Origin of the sequence: Gluconobacter sp. DsW_056 (assembly GCF_002153595.1) — a bacterium.
Classification (GTDB): Bacteria; Pseudomonadota; Alphaproteobacteria; order Acetobacterales; family Acetobacteraceae; genus Gluconobacter; species Gluconobacter albidus.
This window is the reverse complement of record NZ_JOPF01000010.1, coordinates 36,824-63,196: the sequence shown is the minus strand read 5'-3', so window position 1 is coordinate 63,196 and position 26,373 is coordinate 36,824. Positions and strand designations below refer to the sequence as shown.

Annotated in this window: 20 protein-coding genes and 1 riboswitch; of the genes, 14 read left to right on the top strand and 6 right to left on the bottom strand. The window is 61.0% G+C overall.

Annotation, left to right across the window (positions count from 1 at the left end; all coding sequences use genetic code 11):
- Positions 1-2: 2 nt before the first annotated feature.
- From phoU to HK22_RS09950, 4 genes are read left to right on the top strand one after another with little or no spacing between them, the layout of a single operon-like run.
- Complete coding sequence (gene phoU / locus HK22_RS09965; protein WP_077803403.1) at positions 3-737, top strand: phosphate signaling complex protein PhoU; 735 nt, start codon at positions 3-5, stop codon at positions 735-737.
- Positions 734-1,456, top strand: coding sequence for a response regulator (locus tag HK22_RS09960; protein WP_062026990.1), 723 nt, complete (start codon positions 734-736; stop codon positions 1,454-1,456). Before phoU ends, HK22_RS09960 begins: the two co-directional genes overlap by 4 nt.
- A 3-nt stretch (positions 1,457-1,459) precedes the next feature.
- The gene (locus tag HK22_RS09955) at positions 1,460-2,755 is read left to right on the top strand and encodes a cell wall metabolism sensor histidine kinase WalK (protein ID WP_233142559.1); all 1,296 of its coding nucleotides are present in this window, start codon (positions 1,460-1,462) and stop codon (positions 2,753-2,755) included.
- 37 nt (positions 2,756-2,792) lie between these two features.
- Positions 2,793-4,895, top strand: coding sequence for a prolyl oligopeptidase family protein (locus HK22_RS09950; protein ID WP_231878073.1), 2,103 nt, complete (start codon positions 2,793-2,795; stop codon positions 4,893-4,895).
- 77 nt (positions 4,896-4,972) lie between these two features.
- Here HK22_RS09950 and HK22_RS09945 read toward each other — a convergent pair whose 3' ends face one another.
- Entirely contained in the window at positions 4,973-6,391 is a 1,419-nt protein-coding gene (locus HK22_RS09945; RefSeq protein WP_062108084.1) for an amino acid permease, read from the bottom strand.
- Between the two features lie 187 nt (positions 6,392-6,578).
- Positions 6,579-7,802, bottom strand: coding sequence for a lytic transglycosylase domain-containing protein (locus HK22_RS09940; RefSeq protein ID WP_062108087.1), 1,224 nt, complete (start codon positions 7,800-7,802; stop codon positions 6,579-6,581).
- A gap of 63 nt (positions 7,803-7,865) precedes the next feature.
- Between HK22_RS09940 and HK22_RS09935 the strand changes: the two genes are divergently transcribed.
- Genes HK22_RS09935 through HK22_RS09915 form a run of 5 tightly spaced genes read left to right on the top strand, consistent with a single transcriptional unit; the run spans position 7,866 to position 13,217 of the window.
- Positions 7,866-8,339 (top strand): flagellar basal body-associated FliL family protein, encoded by a 474-nt coding sequence (locus HK22_RS09935; RefSeq protein ID WP_062028650.1) that lies wholly within the window; start codon positions 7,866-7,868, stop codon positions 8,337-8,339.
- Positions 8,336-9,439 (top strand): flagellar motor switch protein FliM, encoded by a 1,104-nt coding sequence (gene fliM, locus HK22_RS09930; protein WP_233142557.1) that lies wholly within the window; start codon positions 8,336-8,338, stop codon positions 9,437-9,439. The genes HK22_RS09935 and fliM overlap by 4 nt, the downstream gene beginning before the upstream one ends.
- Before the next feature lie 14 nt (positions 9,440-9,453).
- Positions 9,454-9,942 carry a DUF6468 domain-containing protein gene (locus HK22_RS09925; RefSeq protein WP_062028648.1) on the top strand — a complete coding sequence of 163 codons (489 nt, stop codon included), beginning with the start codon at positions 9,454-9,456 and terminating at the stop codon, positions 9,940-9,942.
- A 6-nt stretch (positions 9,943-9,948) separates the two neighbouring features.
- The gene (locus HK22_RS09920; RefSeq protein WP_086649164.1) at positions 9,949-10,671 is read left to right on the top strand and encodes a MotE family protein; all 723 of its coding nucleotides are present in this window, start codon (positions 9,949-9,951) and stop codon (positions 10,669-10,671) included.
- 11 nt (positions 10,672-10,682) lie between these two features.
- Positions 10,683-13,217: a lipopolysaccharide assembly protein LapB gene (locus HK22_RS09915; RefSeq protein ID WP_143412399.1), complete on the top strand. Its 2,535-nt coding sequence runs from the start codon at positions 10,683-10,685 to the stop codon at positions 13,215-13,217.
- On the opposite strand, the gene HK22_RS09910 is transcribed toward HK22_RS09915, so the two are convergent.
- On the bottom strand, positions 13,214-13,894 hold the full coding sequence (locus HK22_RS09910) for a TetR/AcrR family transcriptional regulator (RefSeq protein WP_231878074.1): 681 nt from the start codon (positions 13,892-13,894) through the stop codon (positions 13,214-13,216). The genes HK22_RS09915 and HK22_RS09910 overlap by 4 nt on opposite strands.
- A gap of 114 nt (positions 13,895-14,008) precedes the next feature.
- Between HK22_RS09910 and HK22_RS09905 the strand changes: the two genes are divergently transcribed.
- The 4 genes from HK22_RS09905 to HK22_RS09890 are packed head-to-tail and all read left to right on the top strand — an operon-like array spanning position 14,009 to position 20,229.
- Entirely contained in the window at positions 14,009-15,223 is a 1,215-nt protein-coding gene (locus HK22_RS09905) for an efflux RND transporter periplasmic adaptor subunit (protein WP_086649162.1), read from the top strand.
- 6 nt (positions 15,224-15,229) lie between these two features.
- Entirely contained in the window at positions 15,230-18,406 is a 3,177-nt protein-coding gene (locus tag HK22_RS09900) for an efflux RND transporter permease subunit (RefSeq protein WP_086649161.1), read from the top strand.
- Positions 18,403-19,869 (top strand): efflux transporter outer membrane subunit, encoded by a 1,467-nt coding sequence (locus HK22_RS09895; RefSeq protein WP_086649160.1) that lies wholly within the window; start codon positions 18,403-18,405, stop codon positions 19,867-19,869. The genes HK22_RS09900 and HK22_RS09895 overlap by 4 nt, the downstream gene beginning before the upstream one ends.
- Positions 19,870-19,881: 12 nt before the next feature.
- Entirely contained in the window at positions 19,882-20,229 is a 348-nt protein-coding gene (locus HK22_RS09890) for a hypothetical protein (RefSeq protein WP_086649159.1), read from the top strand.
- Between the two features lie 82 nt (positions 20,230-20,311).
- Here the strand turns inward: HK22_RS09890 and pnuC are convergent, their stop codons facing one another.
- Genes pnuC through HK22_RS09875 form a run of 3 tightly spaced genes read right to left on the bottom strand, consistent with a single transcriptional unit; the run spans position 20,312 to position 24,455 of the window.
- On the bottom strand, positions 20,312-20,869 hold the full coding sequence (gene pnuC / locus HK22_RS09885) for a nicotinamide riboside transporter PnuC (RefSeq protein ID WP_086649158.1): 558 nt from the start codon (positions 20,867-20,869) through the stop codon (positions 20,312-20,314).
- Entirely contained in the window at positions 20,860-22,014 is a 1,155-nt protein-coding gene (locus HK22_RS09880) for a phosphotransferase enzyme family protein (protein ID WP_086649157.1), read from the bottom strand. Before HK22_RS09880 ends, pnuC begins: the two co-directional genes overlap by 10 nt.
- A gap of 2 nt (positions 22,015-22,016) precedes the next feature.
- Positions 22,017-24,455 (bottom strand): TonB-dependent receptor, encoded by a 2,439-nt coding sequence (locus HK22_RS09875; RefSeq protein ID WP_086649156.1) that lies wholly within the window; start codon positions 24,453-24,455, stop codon positions 22,017-22,019.
- Positions 24,456-24,547: 92 nt separating this feature from the next.
- A riboswitch (TPP riboswitch) is annotated at positions 24,548-24,677 on the bottom strand.
- 187 nt (positions 24,678-24,864) lie between these two features.
- Between HK22_RS09875 and HK22_RS09870 the strand changes: the two genes are divergently transcribed.
- Positions 24,865-26,292 (top strand): methyl-accepting chemotaxis protein, encoded by a 1,428-nt coding sequence (locus HK22_RS09870; RefSeq protein ID WP_086649155.1) that lies wholly within the window; start codon positions 24,865-24,867, stop codon positions 26,290-26,292.
- Positions 26,293-26,373: the final 81 nt, after the last annotated feature.

Below are 26,373 nucleotides of genomic sequence, written 5' to 3'. Positions count from 1 at the left end.
TCATGGCTGACAGATCCCATATCGTCAAAAGCTACGAACAGGAGCTGGGCCAGCTCCGCTCCATGATGGCGCAGATGGGCGGCATCGTGGAAAATCAGGTTGCCCTCGCGCTGTCCGCCATTGCGGACCGCAACGAGGAAGCCGCCGATGCGGCGGCGCGTCAGGACCCGGAAGTGGACCAGCTCGAACGTGAGGTCGAAGGTCTTGCCATCCGTCTTCTGGCGCTGCGAAGCCCGATGGCGGGCGACCTGCGCGAGATCGTGGCGGCCCTGAAGATCACCGGCGATCTGGAGCGGATCGGCGATTATGCGTCTTCCATCGCGCGCCGTTCGCTGCGAATCCGGATGCCGGAAAACCAGATTTCGCTCTCGGGGCTGCGCAGCATGGGGCGTCTGGTGCAGGAAAACCTGCGCCGTTCGATTGATGCGATCACACAGCAGGATTCCAACCGGGCCATGGAAGTCTGGCACTCGGACCGTGCGGTAGACGAATACTACACGGCCCTGTTCCGTGAACTCGTCACGTACATGATGGAAGATGCCCGCAACATCCGCGCCTGCACGGAACTGCTGTTCATCGCCAAGAACCTTGAGCGGATCGGCGATCATGCGACCAATATCGCCGAGCGCGTCTTTTACGCCGTGACGGGCGACAATCTGCCGTCCCTGCGGCCGCGCGGTGGGCCGGCCTCGGCTCTGACCGTGGCGGAAACAATGCAGGAGCCGGACGTCCGGTGAAGGCCCCATCCCCCGCGCGCGCCAAGGGACTCGTTCTTCTCGTCGAGGATGATCCGGCCCTGTTGCTGATGACCTGCTACAATCTCGAGCAGCGCGGCTACCGCGTCGAGACGGCAGAAGATGGAGAAGCGGCGCTTCTGGCGCTGGAGACGTCCCGTCCGGATGCCGTTGTTCTGGACTGGATGCTTCCGGGTCTGTCCGGACTGGATGTGTGCCGTCGCATCCGGGCCAATCCTGCCCTGCGCGACGTGCCGGTTCTGCTGCTGACGGCGCGTTCGGCCGAGCAGGATGCGATCCGTGGGCTGGACACGGGTGCGGACGATTATCTGATGAAGCCGTGCAGCGTCGATACGCTCGATGCACGTCTGCGCGCCCTGTTGCGGCGGCACCAGTCGTCCTATGACCGTCTGTCCTTCGCGGATATCACGCTCGACCCTGAAACGCACCGCGTGGAGCGTGGCGGTCGGATGCTGTCTCTGGGGCCGACGGAATATCGCCTGCTGGACCTGCTGATCCGCAATCCGCGCAAGGTATTTTCCCGCGAGGATCTGCTGCGCAGGATCTGGGGGCAGAACATCCATGTCGAGATCCGGACGATCGACGTCCATATCCGGCGTCTGCGCAAGGCCATCAACGGGCCGGGCGAGGTCGATCTGGTGCGGACCGTGCGCGCGGCCGGCTACGCGCTGGATGATGGCCCGACGACGGACGGCGCCTGACGGGTGCCGGCAGGAGCGCTTTCCGGAGCACTGCCGGGAGGGGGCCTTCCGCCTGTAGCAGATACGCTGCCGTTGCAGGTCGGCATGGTCCTCGTCTGTGTGGCGCTCGCGGGATGGATATTGGCAGTCTGGCTCCTGCTGCGACAGCCGCGCGTTCCGACCTCACCTCCTGACGACTATCTGAAGCCCGTGTCTCCGGCTGATCTGCCGGTCGATCCGCTTCCTGCCTGCGCCGTGGTGCTGGACGGGCTCGGGGCCATCGTGCAGGTCAATGAGGCAGCGGCGTCCCAGTTCGGGGAGACGGTGGGCGCGATCCTGCGTCATCCGGCGGCCCGCTCGGCCCTGTCGGCGGCTCTGCGCGTTCCGGCACCGTCCGGGACGGGGGAGAGTAGCAGCCGGAGTGACCTGCCACCTGTCTGCTCCACGACCTTCACGCTCGATGTGCCGGTTCCGCGAACGCTTCACTTGATGCTGCGCCGTCTGCCGGGCGGCAAAGGCCAGGACAAGCGTGTGCTGGTCGTACTGAACGATCATAGCGAGGCCCGGGCTGCGGACCGGATGCGGACGGACTTCGTGGCGCATGCAAGCCACGAACTGCGCACGCCTCTGGCATCGCTGAGCGGATTCATCGACGCGTTGCAGGGGGCAGCCGGGGAAAATCCGGTCATGCGGCGGCAGTTTCTCGACATCATGCGACAGCAGTCCGAGCGGCTGAAACGGCTGATCGACCGCCTTCTGTATCTGTCGCGCGTTCAGGCGCATGAGCATCAGCGTCCCCGCGATCTGGTGGATGTCGCCGATCTGATGGCCGTCGTGCTTGGGGAGGTCGCGCCGCGTTTTGAACAGGAAGGACGTACGCTGACCCTGGAAGTCGAAGACGACCTCATGGTGCGGGCCGACGAGGATGAGATGGTGCAGGTGCTGCTCAACCTGATCGAAAATGCCCTGCGCTATGGTGCAAGGGAGGATGAACCCCTGACCATCACATTGTCGGCCCGGCGCGCCGTCATCCCCGATGATCGGTGGCCTGCGGATGGGGGCGTCATTCTCGGGATCGAGGACAATGGCTGCGGGATGGAAGCCCATCATCTGCCGCGCCTGACTGAGCGTTTCTATCGTGTGGGTGCGCCGACTGATGGAGCCGGGCAGGGGACGGGCCTGGGTCTGTCCATCGTGCGGCATATTCTGGACCGGCATGGCGGCCGTCTGCGGATTGCGAGCGCGCCGGGCAAGGGCACGACCTGTCTGGTCTGGCTGCCGCCTGCGGGGGCGACACTTGCGGTTTCGCTGGTGGAATGACAGTTTCCTTCTGAAACAATCAGAAGGTATTGTTACAGTGACAGTTTTCCGCAGTTTCCGCCGTGCCGGTCTGGCCGCTCTGCTGACTGGCAGCATGTTCACGCCGCTTCATGCGGCGGATGTTCCCGACACCATTCCCGCCTGGCTGAGCGATATCAATGGCGCGCAGGCGATGGCCTGGGTGAAGGATCAGAACGACCGTACCCTGCGCCTTCTGGGGCATGGCCCGCTTTACCAGAGCCTGTATGCGACGTCTCTGAAACTGCTTCAGACGCATGACCGTCTTGCATCCCCCATCCAGATCGACGGGATGATCTACAATTTCTGGCGTGATGACCGACATCTGCGGGGCGTCCTGCGTCGGACGACGCCGGATTCCTATGCGACCGATCATCCGGAATGGACCGTCGCGCTGGATCTGGATGCGCTGGCGGCGAAGGAAAAGCGTAACTGGGTCTATGGCGGGGTGGACTGCCTGCACAGCCAGCAGAATCTCTGCCTGCTCCATCTTTCCGATGGTGGCGAAGATGCCAAGACCGTTCGGGAATTCGATCTGCGGACTGGAAAATTCGTCGAGGGCGGGTTCAACCTTCCGCATGCCAAGCAGGATTCAAGCTGGCTGGACCGTGACACGCTTCTGGTCAGCTATCCCTGGGCGTCTGCGGATGTGACGGAATCCTCCTATCCATACATCGTGAAGCTTCTCAAGCGCGGCCAGTCTCTCGATCAGGCGCAGACGGTCTTCACCGGAAACCGGAAGGACGTCGAAGTCGGGCCGGAAGTGCTGCATGACGGCGCAGGACACCAGGTCACGCTGATCCGCGAAGGCCTGGATGCGTTTTCATCGAAGCTGTTCCTGTATCGGGACAGTCAGGTGACGCAGGTCGCCATTCCCCTGAAGGCGGATGTCGCCGGGCTGTTCAATGGCCGCCTGGTGGTTCAGCTCAAGGAAGACTGGAAGGTCGGGGCGCAGTCCTTCCCGCAGGGGAGCGTGGTGCTGGTCGATCCGGCTGCGGCAACGGTCGCACCCCAGCTTCTGGTTGCGCCGACGGGCCGTCAGATGATCGAGGAAGTGTCCACGAGCCATGGCCATCTGATCGTCACGCTGTACGACAATGTGCGAGGCAAGGCCTCGATCTACACGCCCACGGGCGCGGCCTTCACGCACCGGGATCTGCCTCTGCCGGAGAACATGTCGGTGGGTCTGGCCAGTGTCGACGAGGACAGCCCGGTGGCCTATGCCGTTTCCAGCGGTTTCCTGAGCCCGACCACGCTGTGGGAGATCAACAGCGATACGGCATCGGTCCAGAAGCTCCATACGCTGCCAGCGCAGTTCGACGCCTCGAAAATGGCGGTGGAGCAGCAGGAGGTTCGCTCGAAGGATGGCACCAGCATCCCGTATTTCATCGTCCACCCCCGGGACATGACACTGGATGGGACCAACCCGACGCTGCTTTATGCTTATGGCGGGTTTGAAGTGCCGCTTTTCCCGTTCTATTCGGCAGGGATCGGCAATAACTGGCTGTCGCGCGGCGGGGTGTATGTTCTGGCGAATATCCGCGGCGGCGGCGAATTTGGGCCGGCCTGGCACGATGCCGGTCTCAAGACCAATCGCCAGCGGATTTATGACGACTTTGCTGCCGTGGCGAAGGACCTGATGGACCGGAAGGTAACCTCGCCTCAGCATCTGGCGATTCAGGGCGGTTCCAATGGCGGTCTGCTGATGGGTGTCGAGTTCACGCAGCATCCGGATTTCTGGAAGGCCGTCGATATCGAAGTGCCGCTTCTGGACATGATGAACTATGAACACATGTCCGCTGGGGCGTCGTGGGTCGGGGAATATGGAACGGTCTCCATCCCTGAGCAGAAGGCATTCCTGCGCGGAATTTCGCCGCTTCAGAACCTCAGGCCCGATGTGAAATATCCCGTGCCGTTCATCGAGACGACGACGAAGGATGATCGCGTCGGTCCCGTTCATGCGCGGCGTTTTGCATGGCGGATGAGCGAGCTTAAACTCCCCTATTATTACTGGGAGCAGGTCGCGGGCGGTCATGGTTTCGGGGCCAGCCAGAAGGAAATCGCCCAGACGCAGGCGCTCAGCTACGCTTATCTGTGGTCCGAACTGGGCCGGACAAAGTAAGGCGTCGCATCATGCGGACATGAAAAAGGGCGCTCCTTGGAGCGCCCTTTTTTGTGCCGGAAGCCGGAAAAACGGGGTCAGCCGTGGCGGCGGCTGCGGTCCAGCAGGCACCAGCCCCCGATCAGCACGGCGCCGATCAGCGGGATGGCGCCGATCGTGATCGTGCCGTCCGGGTAGTCGAAAGCCATCATAACCAGAACGAAGCCCAGAAAACCGAGGGTCGCCCATGTCGTATAAGGCGCGCCCGGCATGTTGAAGCCCGTCGGCATGATGTCACCGCGATTGATCGCGGCCCGCAGGCGGAGCTGACACAGCAGGATGAAACCCCATGTGCTGATGATGCCCAGCGCCGAGAAATTCAGAACAATTTCAAAGACGCGCGACGGGATGAGGTAGTTCAGCATCACGCCCACCAGATACACGGCCAGTGTGGTGAGAATGCCGACATAGGGGACAGAGCTCTTGTTCAGCTTGCCCAGAGCCTTCGGGCCGGAGCCGCCAAGGGCGAGGGCGCGTAGCACACGCCCTGTGGAATACAGGCCGGAATTGAGGCTGGAGAGCGCGGCCGTCAGCACCACGATGTTCATGATGGTGCCAATGCCCGGAATGCCGAGTGCCTGAAAGAACGTCACGAACGGGCTGATGCCCGCGTGATATTCGGTCCAGGGCAGCAGGCAGACCAGCAGGATGACGGACCCCACATAGAACAGGGCGATACGCCAGATCACGCTGTTAATGGCACGCGGGAGAATTTCGCGGGCGTCCTCGCATTCACCTGCCGCCGTGCCCAGCAGTTCGATGCCGGAATAGGCGAACACCACCCCCTGAAGCAGCATGAGCGCCGAAAACAGCCCGTGCGGGAAGATGCCGCCGTTTTCGGTAATCAGGTGAAAGCCGGTCGTATGTCCGGCGACTGGCATGCGAATGCCGAGAATGAGAGCGCCTGCCACGAGGAACAGCGCCAGAGCCACCACCTTGATGAGGGAGAACCAGAACTCCATTTCGCCGAAATAGCGCACGCCGATCATGTTCATGGTGCCGACGATCGCCAGCGCCACGAGTGCGAAAGCCCACTGCGGAACCGGGAGGAAAACCGCCCAGTAATGCATGTACAGGGCGACAGCCGTGATATCGACGATGCCGGTCATGGCCCAGTTCAGGAAGGACAGCCAGCCTGCCATATAGGCCGCCCGCTCCCCGAGAAACTCGCGCGCATAGGTCACGAAGCTGCCGCTGGTCGGACGATACATGACCAGTTCGCCCAGGGCGCGCAGGATCAGGAACGAAAAGACGCCGCAGACCGCATAGATGATCGCAAGAGAGGGACCAGCCATCTGAAGGCGTGAACCCGCCCCAAGGAACAGTCCCGTACCGATGGCGCCACCGATGGCGATCATCTGGACGTGACGGCGGCCGAGATCCTTGTGATAGCCTTCCTCGCTGATGGCCCCTGTATGGTGGGTGGGGGTATGATCGGGAGCCGGGCTTGTCGTCATCTGCGCGTCCTGAAAAGTCGTCGGGAAAGGTGTCGGTGAGGCTGAAGGGGCGTGACGAGCGGCGGCGGGGAGGGCCTACGCTTCATGCGCGGCAGCTATGTGTCTCATGCATGGGAACATAAGCGAAAGTCGCCGCATTGCCAACGCGGATTGCTGGCATGGCCGAAACTGGCTGCCGACTGTGCCTTCAATGCCCCGGCGGAACGGCCATGCAGGCCATTCCCTGTCCGGAAAGAGTTGAACAGGCTTCCGCGGCTCCCACCCGGCTGATGCCCGTCAGACGCGCGCGCCAGACCGTGGTGCCGTGGCTCGGTGTGGGATGGACTTCGATTCGGGCAGACTGAAGCGGTGTGAAGGCTGCCTGCCGTGCCATGGTAGCGGCGAATTTGGCCTGTCCGATACTGCCAAACGCTCCCACCTGAACGGCCCAGGACCCATAGCTTCCCGGCCGGTGATAGCCCACGACCACGGTTCTCGATTCCGTAGGCTGAACCGGCAATGTATGCGGTGACGGCATGACGGGAGGGGGAGGAAGCGGCCGGGACGTGGCTGTGGCGGACGGGGGAGGAAGCTGTGATTCGCCCGCGGGCTGGACGGCGCAGGGCACGTCTGGATCGTAGGCGTCATCCGGATTGCAGGGCACGGCGCTGGGGGCGGCGATCGGTCCTGTAATCGGTGTCTGGGCGGCAGCACTCGTGACGTGTCGGCTGGCCCAGACCTGTCCGACACTGCGCGATGCCGTCATGACGGGCGCCGGAGCGGTCTGGGCTGCGGGCAGCCCGGCATAAGAGGCTCCGGACTGCGATGCATTCAGCTGATCGGCGCTGGCATAGGCGGCCAGAGGGCCTGTCAGGGCAATCTGCGTACCCAGATGGGGGGTGATGCTCGCAACGTAATTGACGGTTTCGTTGGGAAGCTGTCGCCCTTCGGAGAGATACTCTTCCAGTCGCTGCGGACCGGCATTGTAAGCCGCCAGAAAGGCCGGGGCTCCGTATTTCCGGGCAAGGATACTGATATAGCCGGTCCCTGCCATGATGTTGTCATGAGGCTCGTAAGGATCGGCCCGCAAGCCATACCGCGCGCGCATGTCAGCATAGGTCTGGGGCATGAGCTGCATCAGCCCCATCGCACCGGAATGGGAGGTGATGGGCCGCCCGTCCAGAAACTGGTGACCGCCCGATTCCTGATGGATGACAGCCCGGATCCAGTCCTGCGGAATCGAAAACCGGCTGGCGGCCTGCAGGATATAGGGCCGCCAGGGATCTCCGGCCGGGCCGGGTGCGCGATAGGCCCCGCTTGAGGAATAATACCGGTTGTAGGGAGAACGCTGGGACGCACAGCCTGCAAGGGCCACGAGGCTCAGAAACATGGTTCCCGTCTGAAGGAAGACTTGCCTTTTCCTGAGCATCATAAACCCACTGTTAATCTTTTACGCAGATGATGAGCGCTGTCCGAAAGAGAAGGCAGACGAACGGTGACGACGGAGACTCCGGAAAACGAAACCCCGGTCGAGAAGGGGGGTAAGCGCAAGATCATCATCCTTGCAGTGCTGGCATGCCTGCTTCTGGCTGGCGGTGGAGCCTTTGCATGGAAGCATTTTCATCACGCGGCAACCCCGGCCACCAAGACTGCTGCCCAGCCCGTAAAATGGACGACCATCACCATCCCGACCATTCTCTCCAATCTTGATTCGGGGTCTGAGCGGACGCGATATGTCCGGATCGGCGCGCGGCTTGAAGTTGAAGACGGCAAAAACGCCGAGAATGTCGCCGCCCTGATGCCTCAGATCCAGGACGCTTTCCAGACCTGTCTGCACGGTATGCAGCCCTCCGAGCTTTCCGGAAGCGGCATTTACCGACTCAGGGAAACAATGCTGGCGCAGATCACCAACATCGTGGCGCCCCTCCGGGTCAGGGATCTCTTTTTCGTAGAGGTGCTGGTGCAGTGACCGACGACCGACAGGCCGACACCACGTTTGCGGATCAGGATACCGGCATGCCTAAGGCTGCCTTTCCGCTCGCCGGAAACGGTATGGCCGGTTTTGGGGCCGACAATGATCACGTCCTCAGCCAGGCCGAAATCGACAGCTTTTTTGGGAAGGATTCCGCAGTCAGCGGTCCGTCGAACAGCAGTGGTATCGAGCGCGTGGTCAGTACGTCTGGCATATCGTCCGAGCGGCTACCTATGCTCGAAGTGGTCTTTGACCGTTTCACCCGGATTCTGACGACGAGCCTGCGCAATTTTACCAGCGACAATGTTGAAGCGTCCATGGACCGGCTGGGTTCCCAGCGCTTTGGAGATTATCTCGAAAACGTTCCGGGCCAGGCCATGTTCGCGGTCTTCAAGGCGGAAGAATGGGACAATTACGGTATTCTCGTTCTGAGCTCTTCTCTGATCTACAGCATCGTCGACGCACTTCTCGGAGGCCACGTCCGCAGCGACGGTCCGACCGCTGCCCGACAGACAGGGCGGCACCACACCGCCATTGAACGCGCCCTGATCGAGCCTATGGTCAGGATCATTCTCGATGATCTGGAAACAAGCTTCAGCCCGCTCTGTGCGGTTAATTTTCATTTCGAGCGTCTCGAAATGAACTCGCGTTTCGCAATGATCTGTCGCGCTGGAAACGGCGTTGTTACCGCACGTTTTGGTATCGATATGGAAGGTCGGGGTGGGGACGTGGACGTTGTGCTGCCGCACGCCACGCTCGAGCCGGTCCGGGACATTCTGCTTCAGCAGTTCATGGGTGAGAAATTCGGCCATGACGGGATGTGGGAAAGCCACCTGGCACAGGAACTCTGGCGCACGGATCTGACCCTTGATGCCGTTCTGGAAGAGCAGACCGTGAACCTCAAAGAGATCATGAAGCTCGCCCCCGGCGATCAGCTGGTCCTGCGTCGAAATCCGGATGCTCTCGTCACCCTGCGCTGTGGCGAACATGCCCTTTTCAAGGGACGGGTTGGACGAAAGCAGGGACAGGTTGCCGTTAAGATTGAAGAAGTCCTCAACCAGAAACCCGGCACGGATCGTGCCACATCCTATAGCTGACCGGAGCATATTTCATGGATAGATTTCAGCTTGGGATCGAGATTGCCCTTTCAGTCCTGCTCTTGGTGACCATTTTTTACAGCCTGTATCTGGGCCGCGCACTGTCCGTGCTGCGGCGGGACCGTGGGCAGCTCGATGCCCTGATCTCCAGCCTTCAGTCCAGCAGTGCCCAGGCTCAGTCCGGCATTGACCATCTGCGCCAGACGACGGAACTCGTAGGCCGTGCTCTGGGAAAGACGGTCGAATCTGGGAAAAGTCTGAAACGGGATCTGGCCATGCTGTGTGACCGCTCGGAGACCCTCGCCCAGCAGCTGGAATCGCTGCTGCCCGCTGGTCGCGTTGCAGCAAAGGCAGCGCCTCGGATTGAAGAAATACCTGAAGAAACGTCCTTCCGCTCGGCGCTTCGCCTGAAGCCGGATGAGGTGCGGACTATGAAGCCCAGTGGCAGCAAGAGCGCTGCCGAGCGTGAACTTCTCCGCGCGTTACGTCAGAAGCAGGGATAACCGGACATGTTTTTCCGTCTTCTGCATCTGGCCTGCGGCCTGATGATTGTTCTGCTCGGGGTCAAGGTCTACGCGATTGCGGGCGATCTTATGGGAGACGCCGACAGCTCCTCGTCTGCTCTGACGGCTGTTGCCATGGCCCAGCCCCAACCCGTCGCACCGGTATCTGCGCCTACGCCGGTTGAACCTCCCAAAGCTGCTGACACCCCCTCTTCTGCAGTTGCGGCATCTCCGAAGGTTGACGATTTGTGTGCCAAAGGGGGATGCAAGGGGCCTGCACCCGCAAATGTGCCTGCCTTGGCTCAGCCTGCCGATCCTGCGCTTGCGGAACAGCTCGCCTCGCGGGAGAAAGAACTGGATCGACGGGATACAGCGCTGAATGACCGCCAGCGTCTTGTTGATGCTGCGGAGGAAGAGTTGCAACGTCGCATGACTGCGCTTGAGAATTCCCGGACCGCACTTGAAAGCACCGAACAGCACACTGATCAGCTCCGGAACGATGATGCGGATCGCCTCGTCAAGATCTATCAGGCGATGCGACCGGAGGATGCAGCCGCGATCTTTAATATCCTGGACCTGCGCGTTGGAGTGGCGCTGCTGAACAGGATGAACCCGCGAAAGGCTTCGGCCATCATGGAAGCAATGTCGCCTCAGCGCGCCATTCTGGCGACACAGCTTCTTGCCAACTCCCACGCGCGACCCGCTGCCCGGATTGGCGGCAACGGATGAAAAGGGTAATCTTGGCTGCAGTTCTGGGGCTGTCATCGCTTGGAACGGCGGTGGCCGCACAGACCAGGGCCTCCAGTGTGAAACCCGGAGGAGGGGAAACCCATGCCGGACCGGCACCAGACGACAAGCTGCTGCCTGCTGGATGGTTGTTTCTGAACGATCCTGCGCCCCTTTTCCCGCATCCGGAAAAAGCTGTGCAGGAGAAACGGATTTCGGCGAATTCCGCTCCGGTGTCCGAACCTCGCCCGCAGGTTGTCAATGCGTCTCCCGCAACGCCCATGCAGGTTCCCGACGCGACCGGGCTCTGGCTGCCGCTTGGAGAACTGACGCCTGTTGCAGCCTTTCGAAACGGGCAGAATATCGTGCTTGTGGCGGCCGGACGGCATGCTCTCGATACGGCAGGCCTGTCCGGGGTCGGGCCTTTCACGTCAGTGTCCAGCAGACTTCTTCCGGACGTAACGGTTATCACCATTGGGGTGTCTACTGATCGTGATCCGGTCCTGCGTCCGGTTGGAGCGGGATGGACGGTATCTGTCGCCCCGGATGTGAAGCCTCAGGCCGATATGCTTCTGGGGCAGGACGGAAACGCACTGACGTTCACGCCGCCTGTGCAGGAAGGACTGCCTCAGGTTGTTGCATTGGATGATCCGTCCTCGGGTCGGAGGCTTCTGCTGGGAATGACGCGCTCTGGACGCATCGGGCAGCCCATGCGCCGTCAGGGAACCGGATTTTCGGTTCGAAGCAGTCTGATGGGGGTGGTGGTGGCGGCCGATTCTGATGATATCGAACTGCGTCAGGCGGCAGGAAGGCTGGTTCTGGATACGATGGGGCCGGACAGTTTCCCCCTGATGGCTTCCAACCGGCTTCAGCCCTATGGATCGTCTCTAAGTGGTGTCAGTCTGGGAGGCGGAACCCCGCAAGAGCTTCGCGAGGCCCTCAGACGGAGTGTGGCTGCTGCCGCCTTGGCCCCATCGGCTGATCGGTTCGAGGCGCGCATGCGGGTTGCGCAGGCGGCGGCACGCGCCGGGAATGGACCGCTTCTGGGAGAGGTCATGCAGGTGGCCTTGCAGGACTGGCCTGAAGGCGCGGAAAAACCTGAGACGCGCCGCCTGCAACAGATATCTGCCGTGCTGAACCAGCGCGAAGTTTCCTCCTATCTGACCGAGGATGGAGGCAGTACTCCTGAAGATCAGCTCTGGCGTGGAATGATGCGTATGCTTATGCCATCCGCCAGCCGTGTTGGGCAGAGCGCGTCCGGGTCTGTGGAAAGCGACCGTAATCATACGGCAGACCTGATTGCGACAGGGCTACCTGTTCTTCAGGCGTATGCAGCGCCTTTGCGGGACCGTCTTCTGCCGTCTGCAGCCCAGTGGGTCGCGCGTTATGGTAATGAAAGCGCGACGAAAATTCTCGATCAGCTGCCCGAGGGACCGCAGGTGGCTCTGGCAAAAGCGCTTCTGGCGGCTCGTAGGGATGCGCCGGATGCAGAAGAGAAGCTGAAAGCGCTCTCACATGAAACATCGCCGTTGGTCTGGCCGGTGGCAAGGGAAGCGCTCCTTCGACGGGCGCTGGAGAAGAAAACGCTGTCCCCGCAGGCTGTCGCCGATCAGGTTGATGGCATCCTGCCGGCTCTTCGGATTGCAGGCAGGGAAAAAAGTGTCCGGCTTCTGCAGATCGAGGCACTGATGAGGGGTGGGAATCTCGCCGCTGCTGCGACGGCAGTTCAGGAATGGAACCGATTGTATCCTGAGGATATGACCGATGTTGAAGCGCAGAAGACGGATATTATACGGCGGATGGCCCAGACTGTCTCTGCAGATGGGAGGCAGGCTCTGAATGAAGTGGCCTTTCTGAAGGACGCGCTGGGCGAAGCTTCAGGGAATGGGTCGTTACAGCGGGATATCCTCGACGGTCTGGCGCGTCGTTACGAAGCCATGGGGCTGCCGGATCAGGAGCGGGACGCTCTGAGGAAGCTTGTGGACATTCAGGGTGGTGCGCAGGGCATGGCTGTCCGCATCCGGCTGGCCAGGCTTGAGCTCGATATGGGAGATGCCAAGGCGGCCCGGCAGGAACTTTCGGCGTTTGCCGAAGGCTCTCCTGATGCTGCGCTGGCTCTGCCGGGAGGCAGCAGCAGCCAGTCTGTGGAGGTTGCGCTTCTGCGCGCGCAGATTGCGCTGGCCGATCATCGTTCGGATGAGGCCGCGGGAGAACTTGCCACCATTCGGGATCCGCGGGCCTGGACGCTGCGGGCCCAGATGGCGGAAAAGGCGGGAGAGTGGTCCCGGGCGGTGGAGGCACTGACCCCCATGCTGGACGCGCTTCCGGGGAATGGCGAAACGGCGAAGGCGCCACTCTCTCCTGATCAGCAGGCTCTCATTCTCCGGGTAGGGGGAGATGCGTCCAGAGCGCAGGATCAGCAGACGCTCAGAAGTCTTCAGGACCGGTTTGGGGCGATGATGACGGGGACACCTTCGGAGGGTGTTTTCAGGTTGCTGACGGGGAGCAGGGACGGTGTTGTGACGCCCCCTGTTTCTGCTGGTGGCTAGTGTCTGTTCAGGGGAGGGGTGACAGGGCGATGCCCTTCCAGGAAAACCCTGATGCCGTAAGCCATGAATTCTTCGAGCTTTTCTTTTGAACGGCTCGGTTTGCAATGTGTGAGGCGCCCCAGCGTCGGGCCGCCGAGCGTCATGCCGAAAAGAAGGTCCGAGGCCTCCGTAATGTCGGGAATGTCCAGTCTGCCTGCTTCGGACTGGATAGCCATCCAGTTCTGGATGGGCAGGACCCGTCCCGAGAGCTGAAACAGGTCTGCGACCAGTTGCCGGACTGCGGGATTGCGGCTCGTTTCCGTAATGACGGAGCGGAGCAGGCTCAGACGTTCATCACAGAACATGCAGGCAGCAATACTGGTCATCAGGCCCAGAAGCTGTTTTTCCATGGAATCCGTGGGGGCCGGCGTATAATTTATGGGGGCGAACAGGCGTTCGAGGATCAGTGTTTCGAACAGGACCTGTTTGGAGTCGAAAAACTGGTAGAGGGTTTTCTTGGACATTCCCGAGCACGACGCAATGCTGTCCATCGACGTTGCGTGATAGCCGTGCGTGGTCAGGACCGAGCTTGCGGCGTCGAGAATCCGGTTGCGTCTTTCCGCTTCGTCGAGTTGCACGGGGCGGCCACAGCAGGACTGTTTCCGGTCTTCAGGCTGGCTGCTCGACTGACTGGGCAAGATGAACTCCGATATTATTTCACAGACCGAATTGACGTCTGTCAAAGAAACCCGCTAGTTTCCGTCCTCGCGGGAAACTAGCGGGTTTCTGTATCACAGGATAGCGGCCGTATCATGCCTTCTTTTCAGAAAATATCGTTGAATTGTTCTGCTGCCCTGTCTCCGGTCGGTTCGTGGGGTGGGAGGGGCAGTTTTCTGGTGCTGCTTCTGGCACTCCCGCTGCTGGTGGCAGGGTGTCAGAAAAAAACGCCCCCTCCCCAGATGCCGCCCCAGCCTGTTGATGTGGTGACGCTGAAGACGCAGCCGGTCACGCTTGAGACGTCCCTGCCCGGACGGACGGATGCCTATGAGCAGGCGCAGATCCGTCCGCAGGTGAATGGTGTCATTGTCTCGCGTGATTTCGAACAGGGTGCGGACGTCAAGGCCGGACAGCAGCTTTTCCAGATCTACATCGCGCCGTATCAGGCAGCTTACGATCAGGCGAAAGCACAGCTTCTGAACGCACAGGCCGTGGCAGCGCGGGCGAACGGGCAGCTCAAGCGGTATCGTCCGCTGGTGGCGGCTCATGCCGTGAGTTCACAGGATTTCGACAATACGCTGGCCACGGCGCGTGAGGCCGAGGCCCAGGTGGCACAGGCGAAGGCAGCGCTGGAAGCGGCAGCCGTCAACCTGAATTACACCCATGTTCGTGCGCCCATCAGCGGGCGTATTGGCCGCACGCTTTATACCGCTGGTGCGCTTCTGACGGCGGGGCAGACCCAGCCGGTCGCAGTTGTGACACGGCTTGATCCGATTTACGTGGACGTCAATCTGGCTGCTACTGACATGTTGCGCCTGAAGCGTGAGCTGGCGGACGGGCAGCTTGAGCGGAATGGCACGGATGCGGCGGCGGTAGGCCTGCGTCTTGAAGACAACACTGAATATCCGGTGCGTGGCAAGCTTCAGCTTTCCGAAGTCACGGTGGATCCGGCGACCGGAACGCTTGTCATGCGCGCCGTTTTCCCGAACCCGGATCATCTGCTGCTGCCGGGCATGTTTGTGAATGCCCATATTCAGGAAGGCATTGATCCGCACGGTATGCTGGTGCCGCAGGTTGCGGTTGCGCGGGATGCCAAGGGCAATCCCTACGTCATGGTCGTGGATGGCGAGAACAAGGTCAGCCAGCGTTCCATTCAGGTCCTGCGGACGGTCGGCGAGTCCTGGCTCGTCTCGGACGGGCTGAAGGAAGGCGAGAAGGTGATCGTAAGCGGTCTGCAGAAAGTGCAGCCGGGTGCAAAGGTGGCGCCGCATGAAGCGCCTCCTGCAGCTCCTGCGGGAAAGGCGGAGTAACCCCGCATGTCATTGTCCCGCTTCTTCATTGACCGGCCCATCTTTGCGTGGGTTATCGGTCTGATTATCATGCTCGTTGGCGGTGTTGCGATCACGCGCATGCCGATTGCGCAGTATCCGAACATTGCACCGCCCCAGATTGCCATTTCGGTCATGTATCCGGGTGCATCTGCCGAGACGGTGAACAATACGGTTGTCCGCCCGATCCTTCAGCAGATGTATGGTCTGGACCATCTCGAGTATCTGTCGGCTTCGTCTTATGCGAGCGGACAGATGGAGATCGACCTGACGTTCGAGCAGGGTACGAACCCTGACATCGCGCAGGTTCAGGTCCAGAACAAGCTCCAGCTGGCCCAGCCGCGTCTGCCGGCGGAAGTCACAGCGCAGGGGCTGAGCATCACGAAGGCGACCAAGAACTTCATGATGGTCGTGGCCTTCATTTCCGAAGATGGCAGCATGTCCGGGCAGGACATCTCGGATTATGTCGCGTCCAACATTTCCGACCCGCTGTCACGCGTTTCGGGCGTGGGCGATCATACGCTGTTCGGCTCAGAATATGCGATGCGCGTCTGGCTGGACCCGTCGAAGCTCTACAATTTCGGCCTGACGGTCGGCGATGTCCAGTCCGCCATCCAGGCGCAGAACATCCAGGTTTCTTCGGGTGAGCTTGGCGGTCTTCCGGCCAAAAAGGGCATCGGGTTCGATGCCACGATTATCGGTCCGACCCGTCTGAGCACGCCTGACCAGTTCAAGGAAATCCTGCTCAAGGTGCAGCAGGATGGCAGCCAGGTGCGTCTGAAGGACGTGGCGCGGGTCGAGCTGGGGGCGCAGAGTTATGCTCTGGGATCGTCTTACAACAACCATCCGGCCGCCGCGATGGCGCTCAAGCTGGCGCCAGGCGCGAACCAGCTCAAGACCGAGGCTGCCGTTCGTGCGCGTCTGGGTGAGCTGAGCCGTTATTTCCCGCAGGGTCTGAAGCTCGTTTATCCGCTGGATACCGAGCCGTTCATCACGCTCTCCATTCATGAAGTGGTCGAGACGCTGATCGAGGCGATCGTCCTCGTGTTCATCGTGATGCTGATCTTCCTGCAGAACTTCCGCGCCACGCTGATCCCGACGATCGCCGTGCCGGTGGTTCTTCTGGGAACGTTCGGGCTGATGTCCATTGTGGGCTACAGCATCAACACGCTGACCATGCTGGCCATGGTGCTGGCGGTCGGTCTGCTGGTCGATGACGCGATCGTGGTGGTCGAGAACGTCGAACGTGTGATGACGGACAAGGGGCTGTCACCGAAAGAAGCGGCCCGTGTCTCCATGGACGAGATCTCGGGTGCGCTTGTGGGCATCGTGCTGGTGCTGACGGCGGTGTTCCTGCCGATGGCAGCGTTCGGCGGTTCCACGGGTGTGATCTATCGCCAGTTCTCCATCACGATCGTTGCGGCCATGTGGCTGTCGGTTCTGGTGGCGATGGTCATGACGCCGGCCCTCTGTGCGTCCATGCTCAAGCCGACCCACAAGGGGCATGATCGTGGACCCGCAGCCTGGTTCAACCGGACGTTCGATCGTATGACGAACGGTTATATCGGGGGCGTAAAATGGCTGATCCGCGTGCCGGTCGTCAGCATGCTCGGGTTCGTCCTGCTCACGGCGCTGGTCGGGTTCCTGTTCATGCGCGTGCCGGGCGGGTTTCTTCCAGACGAGGATCAGGGAATCATCTTCGGACAGGTCACAATGCGCAACGGGGCGACCGAAGCGCAGACGGCGGCCGTCAACCGCAAGATTACCGACTACGTTCTCAAGACCTACGGTCCGTATGTTGAATCCGTCTTCACCATGACGGGCTTCAGCTTCGCGGGTCAGGGGCAGAGTGCGGGTGCGTTCTTCGTCCGTATGAAACCCTGGGACCAGCGTCCGGGCTCTGCGCACACCACCATGACCGTGTCGCGCGAGATCATGATGCATTTCTGGATGGATCCGGAAGCGCAGATCTTTGCCGTCAATCCGCCTGCTGTGATGGAGCTGGGCAATGCGACCGGCTTTGATCTGGAGCTGGAAGACACCGGGCATCTGGGTCATGAAGCGCTGCTGGCCGCGCGAAACCAGATCCTGAGCGAAGCAGCGAAAAATCCGCTTCTGATGGCTGTTCGTCCGCTGGGTATGGAGGATGCGCCGCAGTTCAAGCTTGATATCGACCGTGAGCGCGCCAACGCTTTCGGCCTGACGAATGCGGATATCAACACGACGATTGAAGGTGCGTTTGGCTCCATCTACGTCAACCAGTTCATGCGCAATGACCGCGTCAAGCAGGTCTATATCCAGGGCGAGCCCTGGGCGCGCATGACGCCGGAGGATCTGAACCGCTGGTATGTCCGCAATGCGACGGGAACGATGGTGCCGTTCAATGCCTTTGCTTCCGGGCTCTGGGTCAACGGTCCGCAGAAGGTCGAGGACTATAACGGTCTGAACTCCTACGAAATCCAGGGACAGCCGGCCGTGGGCGCAAGCTCGGGTCAGGCGATGACGGAAATGGAGAAGCTTCTGGCCAAGCTGCCGCGCGGCATCGGTTATGAGTGGACGGGTCTGTCGTTCGAGCAGCTTGCTTCGGGTGGATCGACCGGGCCGCTTTATGCTCTGGCCGTTGTGGTCATCATGTTCTGTCTGGCGGCGCTTTATGAGAGCTGGGCCATTCCGTTCGCGGTGCTGCTCGTGCTTCCGCTCGGCGTGCTGGGTGCCATTGCGGCAACGCTGGGACGCGGATTGGCCAACGACGTCTATTTCCAGGTCGGGCTGCTCACGACGGTGGGTCTGTCGGTGAAGAACGCGATCCTGATCGTGGAATTCGCCAAGGCCTTCTTCGAAAGTGGCGAAACTCTGGAAGACTCGGTTCTGGAAGCCGGGCGTGAGCGTCTGCGTCCGATCCTCATGACGTCGATCGCCTTTGTCTGTGGTGTGTTTCCGCTGGCAATCGCGACCGGGGCCGGCTCGGCAGCGCGCGTGGCGATCGGAACCTGTGTCGTGGGTGGCATGCTCTCGGCAACGCTGCTGGCGGTCTATTTCGTCCCGGTCTTCTTCGTTGTGGTGCTGCGTCTGTTCCGTGTGAGCCGGGTCAGGGACCGCAAGGACCCGTATGCCCATCTGGACAACAAGGCGGCGCCTGTCGCCGAAGGGGAGCACGGAGCATGAAGGCCCGTCTCGGACTGACTTCCGGATTTGCCGGAATGCTGATGCTTTCGGCCTGTAACATGGCGCCGGTTTACCACCGGCCCACGCAGGCCATCCAGAACAGCTACCCCGCGGATACGGCATCGAGGAACACGCCTGCGGCTCAGGCCGCGTCCAATCTCGGGTGGGAGGATTTTTTCACCGACCCGCGGCTGAAGGCGCTCGTGGCGCTGGCGTTGAAAAACAACCGCGACATCGCAGCGCAGCTTGATGCTGTGGGCGTGGCGCGCGGCCAGTACGAGATCCAGAATGCCTCGCTGTTTCCGATCATCTCGGCTGGCGGACAGGGGATGTTCATGGCGCCATCCGATACGGCAGGTTTCTCCTTTGCGCCTGGCGTTGGCGAGCATATCTCAACCCTGCGTCTGTATCAGACGTCGATCGGGTTTTCGTCTTACGAAATTGATCTGTGGGGCCGCATCCGCAACCTGACGCGTCAGCAGAAGGAAACGGTGCTGAACAACGTCGAGAACGCGCGGAACGTTCTCATCACGACGGTCTCGCAGATCGGGACGACCTACATCCAGTGGCTGGCTGATCGCGAGCAGCTCCGGGTGACGCGTGCCACGCTGGCGTCCGAGCGCGATACCCTGCGGCTGACCCAGCTTTCCTATGACAATGGCGAAACAGATGCGCTGACGCTGGCGCAGGTCAAGACGCAGGTCGAGCAGGCTTCCGCCTACGAGGCGCAATATACGCGCGCTCTGGCGGATGACGAGCATGCGCTTCAGCTTCTCGTCGGCTCGCCGCTGCCCTCGACCTTGCCGGAACCGGCGCCCTTCGGATCGCAGACCATGATCACGGATCTGCCGGAGGGCCTTCCTTCGGATCTGCTGGAGCAGCGGCCGGACGTCCGTGCGGCAGAGCATACCCTGTTGGGGGCCAATGCCAATGTGGGTGCAGCGCGCGCGGCGTTCTTCCCCCGCTTTACGCTGACGGCTTCGGAAGGCACCAGTTCGCTTCAGTTCCGCAAGCTGTTCACGCCGGGTGCCGAAACCTGGAGCATTTCCCCGTCCATCAGCATTCCGCTGCTGACCTGGGGGCAGAGCGAAGGGAACCTGATGATGGCCAAGGCGCAGTCCCGTCAGAATGCGGCGCAGTATGAAAAGACCGTACAGTCGGCGTTCCGTGAAGTTTCGGATGCGTTGACGGCACGGGAAACCTATACGACCCAGCAGCGCCACATGGATGAGCTGGTGGCGCAGTCGCAGCAGGCATTCGATCTGGCCAACATGCGCTACAAGGCCGGTATCGACAGCTATCTGACCACCCTGACGCAGCAGCGCACCCTCTATCAGGCGCAGCAGAACGACATCATGGTCAAGGCCGCAAGGTTCCAGAATATTGTAACATTGTATCGCGCACTCGGGGGTGGCTGGAGCCAGAAGACAGTTTCGCCTAAGGTGCCCGCACAAACGCACTGACCGGAGAGCATCATGCGCAGGTTGATTGTCCCAGTACTGGCCGTTCTTGCCGTTTCAGGCGCGGCCCTTGGTACGGCCGTGGCGCAGGATGCGGATGACGGTCCCAAGAAGCCGAGCATGCACGACCTGTATCACAACTCGTCGCTGCCCAAGAGCCATGCCGATTTCAGCCGGTATCGGTATCGCCCGGCAGGGGACAGGGTGATCGAGCAGCCGGATGCCTTCCGGCTGCTGTTCCAGACGAAGGACGGTCAGCCGGACGGTTATGCCGAGCGGCGGGGAACGTCTGTTTTTTATTACGACCGCTACGGCAAGCTGCGTCAGATCCAGCCTCTGCCGGAGGATGAGCCGGCTGATTAATGTTCTGGCCTGAAAAAAGCCGCTCTGAAAAGTCAGGGCGGCTTTTTTTTGATGGAGGTTCAGAGGGCGGACTGGATGCCGCTCAGCCAGAGGCTTCGGGTTTCCAGAGCCGGTATCCGTTGATCGCCAGCACGATAAAACCGGCATAAAGCAGGGCTGTCGGATAAAGACCGCGGCTGAGGAACAGGGCCACATAGGCGCTGTCCACCACGATCCATAACAGCCAGGTTTCACGATAGCGCATGGTGTCCCAGTACTGGGCGAGAATGCTGTAGGCCGTGAGGGTGGCGTCCGTGACGGGTGTGGGATCGTTGGTGAAGCGGGCAAGGATGAATGCCCAGACAGCGCTTCCTGCCGCGCCGCAGAGCAGCCCTTTCAGAAGTGTGGGGCGTGTCGGACGGCGGACGTGGATCCGACCATCCGGTTTCGCCATCTGGCGCCAGTGTTGCCAGCCGTAGACGACATACAGACAGAATGCGATCTGAAGCCCGGCATCGGCATAAAGCCGGGCCTGAAGGAAAATCCAGGAATACAGCCCTGCCGCGGCCAGAGACACGGGCCAGCAGATCATGCTGCGCCGCGATGTCAGCCAGACGGCCAGTGCGCTGAGGACGGCGCCCAGAATTTCGATCAGGGACATGGCGTGGTCTGGAGAAGGTGCGTCAGCTTGTGCAGGAACTGCTGGCCTGTGGGGGACGAGAACCAGTGGGCGTGACCCAGAAGATAGTCCGTATAGGCGGCTTTCACTCCGGCCCTGTCATGAACCAGTGTCTCGTAATAGGCGACTTCGGACAGGGCATATTCGACGTGAACGAGCGGCAGGAAAAGGGGCACTAGACGGCGTTCTTCCGCCGAAAGGGCATAGTGTGTCTTATAGCCTGACAGGAAGGCTTCGAGGCGGTCGAGGCTGACAGGACAGTCGTTTTGAGGTTCGAGCCATGCGATGGCGGTGCGTTCGATGGCGACCGCGAGATCGTAGGCGGCGCAGGTGCGGTCCGACATGCCGAAATCGAGAATGCCGCAGACCTGCGCTTCCGGGTCGGTGCCCGTCCAGAACAGGTTTGACGGGTGCCAGTCGCCATGTCCCCAGCGCGGCTGGATTGTGCCGAGATGCGGCTTCAGCTTTTCATGAAAGGGCAGGAGGGCCTGCGGGATATCGTCACGCCAGCGGTGGTGTGTCAGGGCTTCGGCAAGCCCGGCCTGATGGGGGATCCAGCGTTCCAGCCCGGTCATCAGGTTGGAAGATGTGATGACCTCGAAGGTGGAGAGAAGCGGGCGGCGGGCAGGGCGCGCAGGGGCGTCGAAGCTTCTTGACGCCTGGTGAAGCTGGCCCAGACGCTGGCCAGCGGAAAAGGCGTGGCGGGCGTTGTGGAACGGTTCCCAGGATTGCACGGTCTCGTACAGGTCATGTCCGGGCATGATGGAAAAGACTTCGTAGGCCGATCCGTTGAGATCGAGCGCGGCTTCCCCGCTTTTGGTGCGCCATGTCTGGCCGACAGGAACCCCCTGTTCGGCCAGATGCGTGATGAAGCGGTGTTCTTCCGCAAGCGCTGCGGCATCGCGCAGGCAATGATCGTGGCGTTTGAGAAAAACGCGGCTGCTATCCTCCAGCAAAACGACGCCCGTGGAGGAAAAGGGGCGTCGTCCGTGCCAGATGACCTGCCGCGCGGGGGAAGGAAGCGGAAAACGGGAGAGAACATCGCGGGCTTCGGCGTCTGACAGTGCGGGCCAGTCCCGTCTGCTTTCGGGACCATTGACGCCGAACTGTCCGGAAGCCTCCGCCATGCTCAGAACCCCGTCGAAGCGGTGAACAGGGCCGCAAACCCGCCCCCGATGAAGTAGCTCGGGGCGCTTCCGGCGATGGTGGTGCCATACACGCCGGTCGTATCCTTTGCATTCATGGTCGGGCTCGCCACGCCGGAAAGGTAGTGTTCGTTCGTGATGTTGATGAAGTTCATCCGCAGGGTCGGCTGATGCAGATGGATATGGTCCGAAAAGCGGTAGCCGATGGCGAGATCGCCGGTCGTGTGATCCGAAACGCGCTCGTCATTCGTGAACGTCGCGTACTGGTGGCCGGTGTAATGCACAGTGGCGACGCCGAAGATGTGTCCGTCGTCATAGCTCAGCCCGGCCGCGGCCTGAAGGGTCGGGCTGCGTACGGCGATGCGGCCACGAGTGCGCAGCAGGTCGCCGCCCGACATCAGGTCATTGTCGATCGTGGCATGCAGGTACTCGCCCGAGACATAGGGGCTGAAATGATGCCAGGGACGCAGGCCGATTTCCACGTCCACGCCGCGGGAGGTCTGGCCACCTGCGTTCATCGTCGTGCTGACGATGGAGCCATTCTGGACGGCCTGCGTGGAGATCTGGCGGTTGGTGAAATTGTAGTTGAACAGCGTCAGGCTGCCGATGATCCAGCGCCCCGTGCGGCGGTATCCCAGTTCTTCGGAAATGGAATATTCGTTGCGGACATCGGCCGATCCGGTTCCGTACATTTCGCCCGAAGAGGGGTCATAGGTGTTGTACAGCGCGCTCTGATCCGGGGCGCGGAAATTGGTCGTGGCGTTGAAGAAGATCTGGTTTTCCGCGTCAATGCGCCAGCGCACGCCGAGGCGGGGCAGGGGCTCCATGCTATTGGAGCCGACATGGTATTGCGGGCCCGGCATGCTGTTCGTGCCATCGCGGTTCATCATGACGGCCTTGAACCCGAGGTCGATGGCCAGATGGTCATGCAGCAGGGACATGTGGTCGCCGATGAACAGCGCGTTGGTTTGTGAAATGGTGTGGAAGCTGCCGCCCAGAAGGCGTTCGCCGTTGGGCAGGCGGATCACGTCGCGGCCGTTTTGCGCCCAGATGTCCGGCGCATATCCGTTGGTCTGGACGGCCGTGAAGGGCTGCTGTTCGTTGTCGTCGCCGTAATCGTACCAGTACCCCAGAACGAAATCGTTCCAGCCGGTTTTGTAGTGAAGCGCGCTGGTAAAGCCCGAGCGGTAGCTGCGCTGGGTGTAATCCGCGCGAACAACGCCCACGCCGTCCTGCGCGCCGGGGAGGTTCAGCGTGCCCGACAGGGCCTGTGTGCCTTGGTAAAGTCCGGTTTCGGACAGCGTGCTTCCGCCCGGCCAGTTGCCATAGGCAAGCTGCGCGTAGGGTGTGACGTCCAGGGTCAGATGGTCGGTCAGGGTCAGATGGACCGGCGCGCCGCCATAAAGCGTGCGCTCTCCGTCCCGCCACAGACGCCAGTAATTCGCGCCGTTTTCCGGATTGCTGCTGTCATAATGGGCCAGCAGGTTGTTCTGGCCTTTGATCCCATCCGATTTCCATGTGTCCATGGTGGGTTCGGGATACCAGCTCGTGATGGTTGTGTTGAAGGTGCCGATGAGGCTGGCGCGGTTGCCCTGCCCCCATTCCTTGAGAAACTTGAAATCGACATGCTGCTTTTCGTCGCGTCCTGGCCCGCGCCAGTTGTCGGTCGCGCCGTGGGAGTAGGAGACGAAGCCACGGATGCCGGTATGGGCGATGTCGCCGGTGTCGAGGCGGATGAATTCGCGGTTGGTGTTGTAGGACCCGTAAGACACGCTGGCGTCACCCCCCGCTTTTTTGGCGGGGTCGCGGAAGGTCAGGTTCATCAGGCCCCCGGCGGCGTTCAGGACCGGACTATCCAGATCGGCCGAGCCCTGTGACAGGGCAATTTCCTGATAGTTCTCACTGTCTGCGAACTGGCTGGGCGTGCCGGAATAGGCGGCGACATCGTTCAGCGGCATGCCTTCGAGCACATAACCGATGGCGCTGTTATCGAGCCCGCGGACGGTGATGTCGGTATTGGGAGAAAACCCCATTGGATCGGACGAGGACACATTGGCGCCGGGCAGCATAGCGGCAAGCTGGAAGGCCGTGGCCATGGGGGCCTGTTTGGAAATGAAATCCTGACTGACGGTACTGACTGATTTCACGCCGTCCTGCGGATGGATCAGGCCGCCTCCCGGCTGGTTTCCGGGGGCGCTGTCTGGAATTCGGTGGACGACGATATGCTCGGCCACGTGTTCGGCCGGGGCGGTGCGGGGCGCATTCGTGGCTGGGGAGGCGGGGGCTGTCTGATGGGTTTTCGGGCCGGTCGTATCGGCTGCATGGGCGACGGACAGGCAGACCGTGGTGCCGAGCAGGGCCGGCAGGATGCCGTGAGACCGCAGGCGGGGCGCAGCAGAATTTCCGTGGTGTCCGTGGGCCATGATGGAACGCGCCTCGCCTGCAAGCAGTGGAAGTTCAGCGCTGACAGGAAAGGTTCAAGCTGCTGGCTGGCTGGATCATGAGAATGCGTCCGTCAGGCAGCGACCACCATCCCTCCGCCAGTGTGAACTGGATCAGGTTCAATGGGTCACTGCGCCCTATGACGGACAAGCGTCATGCCAGCAGAATCTCAGCCCCTTGCCGGGGCTCCCCACGGTGAAGCGTCACAGATCGTCCGGGGACGGAAAATTGTCAATATGAGCAGATTCCGTCCGCGCAGTGCAGTTGGAGTGTTGCAAACAATTTCGAGAGCATTCTTCATTCTTTATTAATAACGACATGTATAGTTTTCAAAAAACATCACGCCAGTGTCCAAGCAGTGCGTGAGAGCTGAGCTCAATAAAGGCGATCATGTTAAACTGGATTGAAAAAACCGCCTACGTCCGACAGAAAATCAAAGTACTGTTTGCGATTCTTGTCATGATTGCCTTGGTGCAGTTCGTGGTGGAGCAGTTTTGCGAGCATCTGTTTATTCATTACCGGCATGAACAGATGCTGTCGCAGTGCATGGGGCTGCTGTTTCAGGTTGGACTGACACTTCTGATCGCCCGGTTCGCCATTCATGTAATTGCCGTGCCTTTCGAGCAGATTACCGCTGCGACGGAGAAGGTCGCGGGCGGCGCTCTCAACATCACCATTCCGTGCCTTCATCACCATGACTGTGCGGGGCGGCTGGCGCGCTCGCTTCAGATGTTCCGTGAAAACAGCCAGAAGCAGTTGAAGCTTCAGGAAAACTCTGCGGAAGAAGCACGGGATGCAGCACAGATCCAGAAGGAACTGTCCGGCCGGAGCGAGCGTATCCGGAGGGTGCAGGATGAGACGATCGGAACCATCTGTGCCGGACTGGAGATTGTGAAGGAAGGGGATCTGACCTTCACGTTTGGCGACGGTTTTCAGGACCGGTTCGAGGAATTCCGGCAGAATTTCAACACGCTCATCCAGATCTACCGGACGGCAATCGCCAAGATTTCCGATGCGACCTCCGTCATCGCCAACGGCACTTCCGAAATTGCGTCAGCCTCTACGGAGCTGAGTGGACGAACGGAACGTCAGGCCATCACCCTCGCCCAGTCTGCGGCCTCCATCAACAGCATCACCCAGACGGTCGGAAAAACGGCGCGTTCTGCGGTGAGGGCGCGTGAAACGGCTCTTGAAACGCGGGGACAAACCGTTGTGGTGTCGGAGATCATGCATTCGGCCAACCGGGCCATGGGCGAAATCCGGACGTCGTCACGGCAGGTCGAGAGTATTCTGGGCCTGATTGAGGAAATCGCGTTCCAGACCAATCTTCTGTCGCTGAATGCCGGGATCGAAGCGGCCCGGGCGGGAGAGGCCGGTCAGGGTTTTGATGTTGTGGCCAAGGAAATCCGGGCTCTCGCGCAGCGCTCCGCCAAATCAGCGCAGGATATCCGCAACATCATCACGTCTTCGGGCCGGCAGGTGGAAGAGGGTGTCCAGCTTGTCGGGGATGCGGACCGCTCGATGAAGGTCATCAGTGAGCATGTGGACGGGATTACGTCGCTGCTTGAAGACATCTCCCGCTCCACGACGGGCGAGGCCGAGAGCCTTGAGACGATTAACAAGGCCATCAACGAAATGGACCAGATGACGCAGCGCAATGCCGCGATGGTGGAAGAGGTCAACGTGGCCTGCCGGAATCTGAGCAACGAGGCGAAGGATCTGTTCGCTGAACTGTCCAAATTCCGTTTCAGCCCGGCACAGTCCGCAGGCAGGAGACCGGGGTCCATACCCCGTGAACTGGCTCCGGCCGGTTTCTGAGGCTTTTTCAGGAAAGTGAAAGACGCATTTTCCTGACATGTCTCGACATCGGAGCCGATATTCCCGACACTGGCATCCATG